Consider the following 15,126-nt stretch of genomic DNA (forward strand, 5'->3'; position numbering starts at 1 on the left):
TGCGGCTGAGCCCCGAGGAAACCGCTTCTCATCCCCCACCCGTCACCCCTCAAACCCCTTTCGTGAAATTAATACTCGAACCCCCACACCCGAGTATTCATTTTCTCTGAAATCACCACTATGGGTGACCGATCCATCTCCTCATGCTTACAGAAGAAGGTGCTTGATGACGACCAAGGAAATCCCCACGATCGAGCTTCCCGCTCTCGACTTCGACGACATGGAGGTGATGAGCGTCCGCGAGGCGGTCGCCGTCCCGGAGACCGGCGCCACCAGTGGCTCCAGTTCCTGCACCTCCACCTCCTGCTGTGGCTCCAGCAGCTGCTGCTCGTCGGGGTCGTGCGGCTGACCGAAGGTACGAACGGGCGGCCCCTCTCGGCGGGGCCGCCCCCACGGGTCCCCGGATCACGCCCCCACTCCCCCGGCAACACGAGCACGACGAGGGCCGCACGTGTACGCGATCAACGCCACGGACATCACCAAGGACTACGGGAAGGGAGAGGTGCTCCACGGCATCTCCTACCAGGTACCCATCGGAGGGATCGCCGCGCTGCTCGGCCCCAATGGGGCGGGCAAGACGACGCTGATCGAGATCCTGGAAGGTCACCGAGGACGTACCTCGGGCAGTGTCGAAGTGCTCGGTCTGGACCCCGGCAATCGCCGCGACTTCGCCGAGCTGCGCACCCGCATGAGCGTCGTCCTCCAACAGACCATGTTGGAACCGGGCCTGTCGGTCCGCGACATCCTGCGCAGACACGCCTCCTACTACCCGAACCCGCTGGGGGTGGACGAGGCGCTGGAACAGGTGGAGCTCACCGAGAAGCGGTCCGCGCTGGTGCGCTCCCTCTCCGATGGCCAGCGCCGCCGGCTGGACCTGGCCTTGGCCCTGACCGGGCGCCCCGAACTCCTCTTCCTCGACGAGCCCACCACCGGACTGGACCCGGTGTCCCGTCGCCGCATCCGCGCCCTGGTCGCCGGACTGCGCGACAGCGGCACCACCGTCGTGCTGACCTCGCACGACCTCACCGAGGTGCAAGAGCTCGCCGACCAGGTGGACGTCATCCGCGATGGCGAGTTCATCGCCTCGGGCACCCCCGAGGAGCTGGTCCAGGGGTCGACGGCCTTCACCGTGGTGGAGTTCACCGTTCCCGAGGGGGTGGACGGACGCCTGCCCGAGGGCGCCACCGTGGTCAACGGCCGCGTGCGCATCCACACCGACGACCAGGACGCCGTGGTGGAACGTGTGCAGACCTGGGCCAGGGACGAGGGGACCAGGATCAGCGGCCTGACGATCGTGCCTCCCAGCCTGGACGACGCCTACGTGGCGATGCTGAACGACCCGCGGCTGGAGACGGAGAAGTCCGAATGAGCACCACCCAGACCGGCGCCCGCGGCGCGCCCCGCACCAGGCGCCCGAGCAGCTTCCTGCTGCACGTGGACGGAGAACTCAAGGAGTTCTGGCGTTCCCCCATCACCCTGGCGTTCATCGTGGCCATGCCGGTGATGTTCTACGTGGGCTTCGGGTTGGCGTTCCGCTCCCAGGCCGACGAGATCCGCGTGGTCGGTGAACACCAGATCACCCAAGGAAATCTGAGCTATGGCGGCATCCTGGGCTTCGCGCTGATGTCGGTGGCCTTCGCCAACGTCGCCATCGGGCTGGCCATTCGCCGCCACCACGGTCTGTTCAAGCGCTTCCGCACCACCCCGGTCAAGCCGGTGACGGTGATGGGCGCCTACCTGACGAACACGCTGTTGACCACCGTGATCGTGTTGGCGGTGGTCACCGCCATCGGAGTGCTGGCCATGGGCGTGACCATCGACCCGGCACGTGTCCCACGACTGTTGATCGCCCTGCTGCTCGGCTTCGTCTGCATGGCCCCACTGGGCGCGGCCGTCTCACTACTACCGCCCAACGCCGACGCCGCCGTCCCCGTCGTCAACGGCATCTTCTTCCCCGCCGCGTTCCTGGCGGGAGGGTTCATCGTCCTGCCCCTGGGTGACACGGTGGCCGCCATCGTGGACCTGTTGCCGGGTCGCCCGCTCACCATCTTGATCCAAAGCTCGTTGGCCGAATCGGGCCCCGCTTGGGACTGGCCATCGGTGTGGTCGTTGCTGGCCTGGGCCCTGGTGGGCACGGTCATCGCGCTGCGCTGGTTCCGTTGGGCCTCCGAGCGGGAGCCCCGCGGCTTCGGTTCGGCCAAGGAGCGGTCCGCGCGCAAGGCGGAGTCGGCCGAGGGTGCGGAGGACAAGGGTTGAGCACACCTTCCTTCACCGTGGTGGAGGGTCCCTACCTGGTCTCCCGGTTGAACCTGTACCCCCACCGATGGTTGCGCCCCGAGCGGACCACGTCCTCCTTGGACGACCTGCTGGTGCAGGCCCTCGTTCAGGAGGAGGAGGAACGCGAGCGGCTCCGCGAGGGCCTGTTGGAGACCCTGCACCTTCTCGCTCCCACCGTGGGCGAGAAGGACCGACGCGAGGTACTGGCCGCCAAGCGCGCTGTGTTCAACAGGCGTCCGCCCCGAGCGAGCCTTCAGGGACACCCGATCCTCGACGAGGTGCCCGCCCTACGGCGGTGGGCGGCGAGCCATCGACGAGCCGAGGACGTGGCCGCGCACTTGGACGCGGCCCACGAGTCGTCCCTGCGCGACGAACGCGCGGTACTGGCGGAGTGGGCGGGCGACCCGCACGTGGACCGGTCCACCGCCCTGTCCAGCGCCGATCTGCACCGGGCGGTGGCGGCCCGAGCGGCCCACACGCGGACACCGGACAAACGCATGCGCAAGGCCGAAGCCTCGTTGGTCCGCTACTTCTCCCGGTCCACGTTGAAGGTCAGTCCGTACTCGCTGTACACGGCGGTGCACTTCGACGACCTGGAACGACCCTCCGGTATCGCCCATGCGGGTGCACCACTGCGTCTCGAACCCCACCCGGACCTACGTCGGCTGCTGGTACGCCAGGCCGGCCGTGCCCTGGCCACCGATCCCCAGGCCCGGTCGGGCCTGGAGTGGGTACTCACCGGTGGGGCCCGACGGATCACCGGCGTCGAGGCGGGTGCCGAGGACGGGGTGGAACGCCTGGTGGTACATCGTCGCCGGTGGGCACCGCCTTCCTCGGGCCTGCGCGCCGAGGCGTTCGGGGAGGAAGAGGTCCGCCTCCCCCTGACCGGGAGTTGGGACCGGTTGATCTCGGTCCTGGAGAAGCGGGCGACCGCGCCGGTGCGGTTGGACGGACTGTGCGACGCGGTCGCCACGGACCTGGGTTGCGAGCCCGAGCAGGCCCTCGGTGTGTTGGACAAGCTGATCGAGGCGGGCGTGCTGGTGCCGTGGGCTCCCGCCGCCGAACAGTCCCCCGATTACGTGCACCGTTGGCACGACCTGGCCCGGAGGCTTCCGGGTGAGGTGGCGGCCCGGGTCACGACCGCCTTCGAGACCACCGCGGAGGTATTGGCGGACTTCGCCGAAGCCGACGGCGCCGAGCGTGCCCGTGGGGTGCTGCGCCTGCAAAAGGCGTGGTCCGCGGCCGTGGGCGTCGAGGACTCGGCGACCTCCCCGGTGGTGGAGGACTGCCTGACCTCGCGCGGCGTTCCGGTGAGCCGTTCGACGACCGCGCGATGGTCGGCCGATTTCGAGCGGCTGATGCCGTTGTTGTTCGCGCTGGACGACCAGCGGGTGCTCTCGGGGGCGTTGGAGCAGGTGTTCGTGGCTCGGTACGGCCGGGGCGGTCGATGCTCGGACCTGGACGCCTTCGCCCAAGACGCGCGCGCCGCGTTCCCGCTCACCCAGGAACTCATGGGCGGTGATCCCGGTGCCCTGGCGGACGCGGACCAGGGCCTGCGTCGGCTGCTGGAAGCCCGGGCCCGCGCCGTGGCGCACCTCGTGGAGCTGGGACGCTCCGGCTCCGAGCAGGTCGAGATCGACCCGGACGTGGTGGCCGAGGTCGCCGAGGCACTACCGGAACGGGAGTTCTTCGCCCACCGTTCCCTCGCGGTGTTCGGCCAGGTCCAGGCGGCTCGGGAGGTTCCAGGCGCGTGCGAGGACGCGGTCGAGCGTTTGGTGGTCAACCACGTCTACGGTGGTCGCGCCCGGTACTTCAGCCGGTTCCTGGGGCACCTGCCACAGGAGGTGCGGCACCGGGTCGCCGAACACGTGCGGCGGGTCGCTCCCGAGGGCGCCGATACCGTGCACATGCGTTCGGCCTTGGGTTTCAACGCCAACCTCTCCCCCGCCTTGGCCGGCGAAGAGGTGGCGTTGCGGGACGAGCCCACCCTGCTGCCCGGGCCGAGCACCCGTGACCTCACCATGGTCCATACCCCTGGCGGTCTGCGGCTGGTACGTGCGGACGGAACCGAGATCGACCCCGTCTACACCGGTTTCCTGGTGCCGCACGCGCTGCCCTACGACGAGATGCTGGTGGCGATGGTGGCGGACTCGCCGTTCTTCTCCTTCGGCGACCTCGGTATCGACCTGCACGAACGCTGGACCGAAGAGGGATACCGGGGTGGGACGCCCCGGATCGGCTTCGGGTCGCTCATCCTGTTCCGTCGTAGATGGGCTCTGGACACATCGTTGTTCACGGCCCGGGACGGGGAGCCCGCGGCCGCGCTGCACCGGCGGATCAACGTCGAACGCGCTCGGCGGGGCCTGCCCGACGAGGTGTTCGTTCGCTCCCTTCAGGGCGCCCGGCTCGGACCGATGGAACGGGCCATGGCTCCCAAACCCCAGCACGTCGACTTCTTGAGCCGGTCGCACACCATCACCGCCGCCAAACGGCTGGCCCACCTGGGCCCGGCCCTGATGGCCGAGGAACTGTCCCCACACCCGCACGAGTCGGGGGTGGTGAGTCCATCCGGCCGGCACGCCGCCGAGGTCTTCCTCGAGCTGTCCACCGTCCCCGCCCGTTCGGGGACCCCGCCCTTCCCCCATTGATCCCCCAGACGAAGCGAGGCTGACCCCCGTGACCGTCGGACTCAGACTGACCTACTACGAAAGCGACAAGAGCACGCTGCTCGGCGACTGCCTTGTGCCCGCCGCGCGCGAGGCCCGAGCCAGGGAGGGAATCACCGCGGCGTGGCTCCACCTGCACTGGCGGCTCGGCCCGCACTGCGTGCTCTACCTGGACGGCGCTCCGGAGGCGGTGACCGGGGCCGCCGAGACCGCCCAGGCACGGATGCGCGCCTTCTTGGACCTCCACCCCTCCCGGCGGGACCTGGACCCGGCGCGATACGAGGAGTTCTCCCAGGCCATGGGCCGGATGGAGTTGGTGGAGGGCCCCTACGGTCCGTTGGACCCGGACAACTCCTTGCGGCGCCTGACCGGTGACCCCGTCGACACGTTCCTACGCGGTCCCGAGGCGATCGGGCTCAAGGGCCGGGTCCTCACCGACGGGTTGTCCCGAGTGACCGACCAGGTCGGTGGACGAGGCGGTGAACGGGCCGTGTTCGCGAACGTGTTCGCCGGGATGGGTGCGATCGCCGTCCGCTATCCCGACTGGGGTCTCAAGTCGGGCTACCAGGCGTTCCTTTCACATTGGAAGGAGCACTTCCACTGGTCCGACCCCCAGGGAAGGGCCCAGGAACGGTTGGCCCTGTCCTACCGGGCCCAACGCCAGAGCCTGGTCACGGCCCTGCGCGGTGTCCATGAGGACACCGGTGAAGACCCCTACGCCGTGGCCTGGGGGGAGTGGGTCGACCGCTGGTTGCCCGAAGCCGTCGAACTGGCGAAGAAGGACCACATCCTGCCCTTCCCCCACCCCGACCGGCAAAAGACCGCGGCCCGGCTCGGCGAGGACGTCGAGGTGCGGTGGAGCGGGTCCGACGAGCGTTCCTATAGCGACTTCCACCAGGAATTCCGCAAGCTGGACTTCACCCGGCTCGGTGACGGGTACGGGTTCGCCGCCTACCGGTTCGTCATCAACTGCTTCTTCGACCTGCTGCCACTCATGGGCGTGGCCCCCATCCAGCGGTATTCGGTGGCCTACCTGTTCACCGAGGCCGCCCAAGAGGTGGTGGGCGAGACCTGGTCGGAGACGGTCCGCAAGGTCGTCGACCACCAACGGAGCGACCCCGAACTGAAGCCGACCCTGCCGTGGGTGGGCGATGCCTGAGCACACCTCACCCCGGTCCCTCACGATCCCGACCCGGCTGAAGAGCGCCGTGCGCGCCCGTTCCCTGGCCGAGGAGGGGGTGGCGTTGAGCATGGGCGCCACCGCCGTCATCGTGCGCGGCGCCCAGGCCGAGACCGTATGGCGCGCGTTGGAGTCGACCCTTCGCACCGGGTTCGAACGCGCCACCTTGTTGGAGCGCTTCCCAGAGCGGGGTCGCCCCTTCCTCGAAGGGATACTCGACCAGTTGGAGGAGCACGGTTTCCTCCGTGACCTGGAACCCGAACTCGTCGACCCGTCCCCGGTCGAACAGGCCGCCTACGCACACCTGGAGTCGCTGACCCGACGTCCCTACGCCGCTTTGAACGCCCTACGACAGAGCACGGCCTGGGTGCGTTCGTCCTCTCCGCCGTTGACGTCCGAGGTGGTGCGCGCCCTGAAGCGGGCCGGCTTCGGACAGGTCCACGTCGATCCGAGCCCCGTCCCAAAGGGCCCGATCCTGCTCACCACGCGGCTGGAATCCGCTGATGGTGAAGGTGCCGAGCACCTGATCGCGACCGGGCGGGGCCTATGGTCGGTCGGTCCGCGCAACCGCCCCCTCAGCCCGGATCTGTCCGAACGGCTCCTCGCCTGGTTCGCCGGTCTGGAGGGCGAACACCGGGTTCCGGACCAAGCCGCGCTCCGGCTCACCCGGACCCTGGTGGCCGCCCAGCTGGCGCTGGCCCTGGTGGCTCACGTGGCTCGCACCGCCGAGGGCACCATCGCGGACCTCGATCCGGAGTTCATGGTGACCACCGACGAGTTGGTCAGTGAACCGCACACGTTCCTCCTGGCCGACCCGCTGGACCCCACCGAACTCGAGCGACCACCCGCCCTGGATCCGGCCGAACCACCGGAGGTTCCGGAACTCTTGGACTCGATCACCCACCTGTGGGACCGGGTGTTCGGTCCGGTCGCCGAGCCCCGGCCCGGTGAACTTCCCCAGCTTCCGGTCGGTCTCGCCCTGGCCGGTGACGTAGCCGGTTGTGGCCTCACCACCGCCCAGGCCCGTCTGGACGCCCTGCTCGGTGCCCTGCACCGAGTGGTGTGGCTTCCCACCGATGCCCTGGTCGGACGTGGTCTGGGGTCGACCTCGGTCACCGCGATCGGTGCCGCCGTGGGCGATCTCCTCCAAGGGCTCCCCGAGGAGAGGTGGAAGGACGTGGACGCACCCGACCCCTCACCCACCGCCCGACGTCTGTGGGCCGCGCTCACCCTTCGCTCGGGTGTACCCGCGAAACTGGTCCTACGTCGATTGGACGGCTCCGGCCCACACCGAGCACAGGTGTTCGCGCGTTCCTCGAAGAACCCTGCCGCCCCGGAGCGCCCCCTGGCGGGCACGAGTGTGGCGGCCGACGTCGATTCCTGTGTCCAAGAGGCACTGATCCGCGCGGTCGCGGCGACGCTGCTCACCCAGGAGGCCCCGCACGCCGCCCTCCCCGCCCCGGCCACGGGCACCGACATGGCGACGGCCTCCCTCGCCCGATGGGCGTTCGAAACGGGTGCGGTCCGCGTGTCCGCTCCCAAGAACGCGGACCGTTGGCGTGGACTGGGAGTGCACTCGGCGGTGGCGACATGGAACTGAGAACACCCCGAAGGTCCACGGCGAATGAGCTGGTCCCGGTGGGAGCCACCCTGGCTCGGCCCCACGCCGTGGACCTGTCCGGCGGAACACTGCACGCCTCGATGGACGGGCCCTTGGCCCTCCTCGGCCCTTGGACGCCGACCGACGCACCCGGATGCTCTCGATGCGCCGGGCTCTGGCGGGTCGACGTCGAAGGTGAGACCGCCACGGACAGAGCCGCTCCCGACGAACTCTTCAGGCTCTGGGAGGACGTGTTCCGCGCCCTGGTCGCCGCGACCGACCCGGCCGATCTGAGGCTGTCCCTGATCGCCTTGGACTGCCGCACCGGTCAGATCGACCGCCACCGCTTCATCCCCCACCCGCACTGCGAGCACTGTTTCCCCGGCGGTCGCGGACTGGCGGTGGACGACCTCGCCGACGCTCCGAACCTGGACGGTCCGCTACCGACGATCGGCTCCGTTCTGCGCACCCGGGCGATGGACCGCGACGACCTGCGGGAGCGGCTGCTCGACTTCCGCTTCGGTCCGGCGGCACACATCTATCGGGACGAGGAGTCCCCTCTGGCGCTGATGACCTGCGAGGCCGTCTCCCCCGGCCGCACGACGCGCGAGGGCGGCTACGGACGCTCCACCCGTTTCCGGGCCAGTGAGGTCCCCGCCTTCTTGGAGGGGGTGGAACGAGTGACCGGGGGCAGGCTCCTGTCCGGAGCCCCGACCGTCCACGGCTCCTACTCCGAACTGGCCGGAGACGCCGTCGACCCCGCTTCACTGGGCCTGCACGAGGAGGAATGGTACGGACACCCGGCCTTCGACCCGATTCCCTACACACCCGACACCCGCACCACCTGGGTGTGGGGCTGGTCCACCCGGAACCGGCGCCGGGTCCTGGTTCCCGAGCACGTGGCCTTCTGGCACGCCGAAGCGCACGATCAGCGCTTCCTGTACGAGTCCTCCAACGGGTGTGCCGTGGGCGGCTCCCTGGCCGAGGCGGTGCTGTACGGGCTGTTCGAGGTGGTGGAGCGGGACGCGTTCCTGCTCGCCTGGTACTCGCGCACCCGGCTGCGTCGGATCGAGGGCGCCGATGATCCGGCCCTGTGCCACCTCACCGACCTGCTCACCGAACGCGGCCTGGGCCTGTCCCTGTTCGATCTCACCTCGGACCTGGACATCCCCACCGTCCTGGCGATGATCACCGCCCCGGAAGGAGCCGTCCGCGAAGGTCGGGCCCCCGCGATGAGCCTGGCCACCGGCACTCACCTCGATCCGCGGCGCGCACTCATGGCGGCGGTCGAGGAGACCGCCACCAACGCCCTGATGTATCCCAAGTGGGTGCGGATGCGCGCTTCGGTGGCGGTGGAGCGGTGTCGTCCGATGCTCGACGACTTCACACTGATCCGGACCCTGGAGGACCACACCGGAACGCACGGGCTGTGGGAGGCCCGGCCCCTGTGGGAGTTCCTCGAACACCCGAGCGGGCAGGTGGGGATGGGCGAGTTCACCGCGAGAGCTCCCTCCTCCTTCGCCGGGGTGGACCTGGCCGCCGTACTGCGTGAGCGTTTGGCGGCCGTGCACGCGCTCGGCCTGGACGTGATCGTGGTCGACCAGAGCAGCGCCCCGTACACGGAGGCGTCCGGTGTGCGATCGGTCAAGGTGATCGTGCCCGGCGCCCTACCCATGACCTTCGGCCACACCCACCGGCGCACCCGTGGGCTGGAACGACTGACCCGTGCGTCCGATCTGTTCGAAGGAGGGATCCCGTGGGAGGAACCCGGAAAGGTGTACCCGATTCCACACCCGTTTCCGTGACCGGTGGCCCGACCGGACGCGGATTCACCGAAGCCTTGGCGCACTTCCACGGCCAGTCCCACGACAAGGACGTCGCCCAGGTCGAGACGTTGTTCTTCGGCCCCGAGGTCTCCAACGGCCTGGCCCGACCCGTGCCGGGACGGGTCCACGCACCGCTGCCGGCTTTGGCCCCACTGCGCGAACTGGACGCCGCAGGACCCGCTCTGGGCGGGCCGTGGTCCCCGGCGCAACGGCTCCTCGCCGCCTGTGTGGAAGCGGTTCGGGTGCGACGAATCTCGGCGGCCGACCGGTACCCGGTGCACCGCGCCTACCCTTCACCTCGCGGACTCTTCGGGGCCGACCTGTTCCTGTTGCCGCACGTGGGAGCACAGTGGTGCGTGCGAGTGGATCCGCTCTCGCACGTGCTCCAACCCCTGACCGAAGCGGGCGTGCCCGCCGACCTGGAGTCGGCCCTGACGAGGGCTCGCGTGGTGGTGGCGGTGGACCACCGACGTTATCCACCCGAGTACGGGCGGCTACGACCCTCCCTGGCCCTGCTGGAGGGCGGCCACCTCTTGGCCACCTTGGGCCTGACCCTGTCCAGGTCCGGGCTGAATCCGTACACCCACCTGGACCCGGGGCATCCGGCCTGCGCCGAGGCGCGTGCGCTCCTGCCCGAGGGAATGGAGCCGAGCGCCGCCCTCACCCTGGCCCCCACGTCCGACGCACACTCGGTGGTCCTACCCCCGGAGGTGACCGCGCGGGTGGCCGAGGTGACGGCCCGGCCGGACCGCACGCTGCGGCGCTGGTTGGACGAACGCACCAGCGGGGTCTCCACCGCCAACCTGGTGACCAGCACCCACGTCAGCCCCCAGGAGGGTTCGGGGGTGACGTCCGCGCTGATGGCGGCCCTGGACGCGGCCCGCTCCGCGCTCCTGGCACCGGACTCGCTACGCCTGTATCGACACGCCCTGGAGAACGACCGGGTGGGCGAACGCACGGTGTGCGAACTCCTCCCCGAGGGCGCCCAAGGGCTTCCTCGTCCGGTCCCCCGCACCGACGGAACCAACTTCTCCTCGACCCTGGGCCACACCCTCGCCGTGGACTTCCCCGTCTGGGCCCACGCCCACGGCCGGTACGCCGAACCGATCCTGCACACCCTCCTCGGGTGGATCACCCAGTGGGGCTGTCTCGGAGCCTCCGCCACCGACCTGTGCGCCCGACCGATGCGCAACTACGTCGAGGAGGAGTGGGCCGCCGCCCTCGGGTTCGCCCCCGATCAGACCCCCGCCTACCAACTGTGGGTGCGCGCCGAACGCGGCACCTACATGGACGTCCCCGTCGACGCCGAGGAGACGGACCACACCGCACCCCGGGAGACCTCATGACCCGCGCCTGGTCGGCCGTGTACGTGTACCTGCACCGCGGCCGTGCCGACATCGACACCTTCCTCCTGGAACACCTGGCCCCCGCCGCGGAGGAGCTGGTCACCGCCGGGCACGCCGACGCCTGGTTCTACCTGCGTTATTGGGACGGCGGACCACATCTTCGGGCCCGGTTCCTGAACGCCGACGCCGAAGCGGTGGCCTCCTTCGCCGACCGCATGCGGGTCCTGGCCGAGGAGACCTCCTCGACCGCGTTGGAACTGGACAGCGGTGACTACTACGCGAACCTCCCCGAGGCCGACCCGGACCGGTGGCACTCCGACGGGGACGTGGTGGAGGCCGTCTACGAGCCCGAGACCGAGCGATACGGCGGATCGCGCGCTCTGCAGGTGTGCGAGGACTTCTTCTGCGCGAGTACCCGCATCGCGTTGGCGGTACTGCGTTCGGCCCCCCAACAGGGGCAGCGTCAGGTGGTGGCCACAGACCTGGCCACGTTGGCGTTCACGGCGATGGGCTTCGATGACGTGGAGGCGGTGCGTCAGTCCCGTGGCTACTTCGCCACCTGGGACTACTCGACGGAGGTGGCACGCGGGGACGGTCGGGCACGGGCGCAGGCCGAGAGACTCTTCCACTCCTCGCCGTCGCGGTGGTTGCAGCGACGCCCACGGGTGGAACGCCTGGTCGCGGGTGAGGGTTCGTCCACCCACCACCTGTGGGACCGAGGGATACGCCAGACGGTACGACGACTGCGAGAGATCGACGCGCAGGAGGGTCTGAGCAACGGACTCGACCGGATCATGTGGTCCCTGCTGCACATGACCTGCAACCGGCTCGGTCTGGACATCGACGACGAACGCCGGATCGCCTGGCTGTTGTCCCTGTCCTACCCGCGTTGGGAACCGCCGGGGGACTACTTCGCGCCGGGGGTGGACGCACCGGACCGGCTGTACCTGGAGGCCGGCAAGTACCTGCCGGACACCATGGCCGGTGAGCACGCGCCGCGACTGGTGGCACCCGAGATCGATCGGGCCGAGGCCGCCGGAGCCCCGGTGGTCGAACTGCCCACCCCCGGCACACTGTCCATGTCACTGGACGAAGCGTTGGCCGAACGCGAGAGCGCACACGGCGACTTCGGTGGCCGGATGACCCTCGCGGAGTTGTCGGACCTGTTGGGGCACGCGGCCGGGATCGGTCACGCACGGGCCGCGCGGCTCGGAACGCGCGGTTTCCCCCGCACCCATCCCTCACCGGGAGCGGCCTACGCCACACAGGTATGGGTGCTGGCTCGGCACGTTTCAGGGCTGGCGCCGGGGACCTATCGTTATCGGGCCGAGGGGCACCGGCTGTTGCGAGCGGACGGGCCCACTCCCGTGGATCGACTGACCGAACTCTCGCCCTTCCTGCGCGCCGAGGCCGATGGGCGCCCCGGGGTGGTGGCCGACACGATGGGAGCACTGGTGGTGCTGGTCGGGGACCTGGGCCGATTGCGCCAGGGGTATGGGCAACGGGCCCTGCGACTGCTGTACCAGGAATGCGGTCACGTGGCGCAGAACCTGGCGTTGTGCGCCACCGCGTTGGGGCTGCGTTCGCTGGTGGTCTCGGGGTTCGCGGACGACGCGGTCAACGCCCTGCTGCACCTGGACGGGGTGGACCGGACGGCGCTGACCCTGCTTCCGGTAGGAGCCCAAGAGCCGACCCGGACGCATTGATCCGAGGACTCGGGGCGGGGAGCGGTATGGACCGCGCCCCGCTTCCGCCTTTTTGGGAGCGCACCCATACCGGAGATAAGGAGGGCCGAAAACCCTATTGCCCTGCCCTTACAGACCCTCGACCTGCCCTGATGGGCACAAATACCCCATACCACTGGCGCTTGAGGCTACTCAGTAGTAACATTGACTTGTTACTAGTCGGTAGATCCGCGTGTACAGACACCGCGGCCAGGGACACAGCGGAGCTGTCCATGACGCATTACAAGAGCAACCTGCGCGACATCGAGTTCAACCTCTTCGAACTGTTCAAGCGCCAAGACGTGCTGGGGCAGGGCCCCTTCGAGGAGCTGGACGAAGACACCGCGCGCACCATCCTGGACGAGATCAACCGCCTCGCCACCGGTGTCATCGCGGAGTCGTTCGAGGACGCCGACCGCAACCCGCCGGTCTTCGACCCCAAGACCAACACCGTCGCCATCCCTGAGAGCCTGAAGAAGTCCTACCAGGCCTACATGGACGCCGGCTGGTACAACCTCGACCTTCCCCAGGAGCTCGGTGGCCTCGGCGCCCCCCGTTCCCTCGTATGGTCCGCGGCCGAGCTCATCTTGGGCTCCAACCCCTCCGTCCACATGTACTCCGCCGGCCCCGGCTTCGCGAGCATCCTGTACGCCGAGGGCAACGAGGCACAGAAGAAGTTCGCCCACCAGGCCATCGAGAACGGCTGGGGCGCCACCATGGTGCTGACCGAGCCGGACGCCGGTTCGGACGTCGGCGCCGGCCGCACCAAGGCCATCGACCAGGGTGACGGCACCTGGCACATCGAGGGTGTGAAGCGCTTCATCACCTCGGCCGAGCAGGACATGACCGAGAACATCTTCCACCTGGTGCTGGCCCGCCCCGAGGGCGCCGGCCCCGGCACCAAGGGTCTCTCGCTCTTCCTGGTGCCCAAGTACCTGGTCAACGAGGACGGCTCCCTCGGTGAGCGCAACGGCGCCTACGTCACCAACGTCGAGCACAAGATGGGCCTCAAGGCCTCCACCACCTGTGAGCTGACCTTCGGCGACAAGCACCCCGCCATCGGTTACCTCGTCGGCGACAAGCACGACGGCATCCGCCAGATGTTCCTCGTCATCGAGTACGCCCGCATGATGGTCGGAACGAAGGCGATCGCCACCCTGTCCACGGGTTACCTGAATGCCCTCGAATACGCCAAGAACCGTGTCCAGGGCAACGACATCGCCGGTGGGAAGGACTCCCCCAAGGTCACCATCACCCACCACCCGGACGTGCGTCGCAGCCTCATGACGCAGAAGGCGTACGTGGAGGCCATGCGTTCGCTGGTCCTGTTCACCGCCACCCAACAGGACGCGATCCAGATCGGCCAGGCCAAGGGCGAGGACGTTTCCGAGCTGGAGGCCATGAACGACCTCCTGCTGCCGATCGTCAAGGGTGTGGGTTCGGAGCGTTCCTACGCGCTGCTGGCCGAGTCCCTGCAGACCCTGGGCGGCTCCGGCTTCCTGCAGGAGTACCCGATCGAGCAGTACATCCGTGACGCCAAGATCGACACCCTGTACGAGGGCACCACGGCGATCCAGGCGCAGGACTTCTTCTTCCGCAAGATCGTGAAGAACGGCGGCGCCGCCATCGGCAAGCTCTCCGCCGAGATCAAGGCCTTCGGCGAGAGCGAGGCCGGCAACGGTCAGCTCAAGGAGGAGCGCGCGCTCCTGCTCAGCGCCCTGGGCCAGGTCGAGAAGATGGTCGAGCTCATGGTCGGCCACGCGATGGGCTCCGCTGAGGACTCCCGCGAGCTGTACAAGGTCGGGCTGAACTCCGTGCGTCTGCTCTTCGCCTTCGGTGACGTCGTTCTCGGCTGGCTGCTCCTCCGCCAGGCCGAGATCGCGCTGAACAGCATCGACGGTGCCGACGCCGAGGACAAGAACTTCTACACCGGCAAGATCGCCGCCGCGCGCTTCTTCGCCGAGCAGTTCCTGCCCCGCGTCGAGGCCGAGCTGAAGATCGCTCAGAACGTGAACCTGGGTGTCATGGAGGTCCCCGAGGAGGCCTTCTAAGGTCTGATCGGTAGATACGCCGGATATCGAGCACCGCCGAGGGGCGGGGTGGCCATGTGGCCGCCCCGCCCCTCGTGTTCTTCCCGGTCCCGCGTCGTGGACCTGGGAAGGTGCGGGTGGGGTGGGGGTGGGGTGCGGGGCGCTTGGGGTGGGCGGGTGTGGGTGGCGAGGCGAGCACCGAAGGTGGGGGCGCCGAAGGTGGGGGCGCCCCCACCCCAAGCCCTCACACCCTGCCCATGCCCACGCTCACCGGTCGAACAACAGCCCCAAGAGCACCAAGAACCAGGCCACGGCGAAGGCTGCGATCATGAACCTGTGCAGATGCCCTCGAACGACCTCCGTCTCAGGTTCTCGAGGCACTTGGGTCAACACGAGTAACAGCGCACACCCCAGCACCGCGAGGAGCACCCCGAATCCGAACACAAGGCACCTCCGAGTTCCAAGGGGGCCTTTCCC

10 protein-coding genes are annotated in these 15,126 nt (G+C 69.0%); all 10 read left to right on the forward strand.

Going from position 1 to position 15,126, the window contains the following annotated elements; all coding sequences use genetic code 11:
• Positions 1-166 precede the first annotated feature (166 nt).
• The 10 genes from D472_RS27840 to D472_RS0121060 all read left to right on the forward strand — a co-directional run bounded on the left by D472_RS27840 (position 167) and on the right by D472_RS0121060 (position 14,670).
• On the forward strand, positions 167-349 hold the full coding sequence (locus D472_RS27840) for a thiazolylpeptide-type bacteriocin (protein ID WP_017606426.1): 183 nt from the start codon (positions 167-169) through the stop codon (positions 347-349).
• Positions 350-451: 102 nt separating this feature from the next.
• Positions 452-1,369, forward strand: coding sequence for an ABC transporter ATP-binding protein (locus tag D472_RS0121020; RefSeq protein ID WP_017606427.1), 918 nt, complete (start codon positions 452-454; stop codon positions 1,367-1,369).
• Entirely contained in the window at positions 1,366-2,256 is an 891-nt protein-coding gene (locus D472_RS0121025; RefSeq protein ID WP_017606428.1) for an ABC transporter permease, read from the forward strand. The genes D472_RS0121020 and D472_RS0121025 overlap by 4 nt, the downstream gene beginning before the upstream one ends.
• Positions 2,253-4,925, forward strand: coding sequence for a lantibiotic dehydratase (locus tag D472_RS0121030; protein WP_017606429.1), 2,673 nt, complete (start codon positions 2,253-2,255; stop codon positions 4,923-4,925). Before D472_RS0121025 ends, D472_RS0121030 begins: the two co-directional genes overlap by 4 nt.
• Before the next feature lie 28 nt (positions 4,926-4,953).
• Positions 4,954-6,102 carry a lantibiotic dehydratase C-terminal domain-containing protein gene (locus tag D472_RS0121035; protein WP_017606430.1) on the forward strand — a complete coding sequence of 383 codons (1,149 nt, stop codon included), beginning with the start codon at positions 4,954-4,956 and terminating at the stop codon, positions 6,100-6,102.
• Complete coding sequence (locus D472_RS0121040; RefSeq protein ID WP_017606431.1) at positions 6,095-7,723, forward strand: hypothetical protein; 1,629 nt, start codon at positions 6,095-6,097, stop codon at positions 7,721-7,723. Before D472_RS0121035 ends, D472_RS0121040 begins: the two co-directional genes overlap by 8 nt.
• Positions 7,714-9,528 (forward strand): YcaO-like family protein, encoded by a 1,815-nt coding sequence (locus D472_RS0121045; protein WP_026117927.1) that lies wholly within the window; start codon positions 7,714-7,716, stop codon positions 9,526-9,528. The genes D472_RS0121040 and D472_RS0121045 overlap by 10 nt, the downstream gene beginning before the upstream one ends.
• Positions 9,525-10,895 carry a hypothetical protein gene (locus tag D472_RS0121050; protein ID WP_017606433.1) on the forward strand — a complete coding sequence of 457 codons (1,371 nt, stop codon included), beginning with the start codon at positions 9,525-9,527 and terminating at the stop codon, positions 10,893-10,895. Before D472_RS0121045 ends, D472_RS0121050 begins: the two co-directional genes overlap by 4 nt.
• Positions 10,892-12,601 carry a thiopeptide-type bacteriocin biosynthesis protein gene (locus tag D472_RS0121055; protein WP_017606434.1) on the forward strand — a complete coding sequence of 570 codons (1,710 nt, stop codon included), beginning with the start codon at positions 10,892-10,894 and terminating at the stop codon, positions 12,599-12,601. Before D472_RS0121050 ends, D472_RS0121055 begins: the two co-directional genes overlap by 4 nt.
• 251 nt (positions 12,602-12,852) lie before the next feature.
• Entirely contained in the window at positions 12,853-14,670 is a 1,818-nt protein-coding gene (locus D472_RS0121060; protein WP_017606435.1) for an acyl-CoA dehydrogenase, read from the forward strand.
• Positions 14,671-15,126 lie beyond the last annotated feature (456 nt).

Origin of the sequence: Nocardiopsis alkaliphila YIM 80379 (assembly GCF_000341005.1) — a bacterium.
GTDB lineage: Bacteria > Actinomycetota > Actinomycetes > Streptosporangiales > Streptosporangiaceae > Nocardiopsis > Nocardiopsis alkaliphila.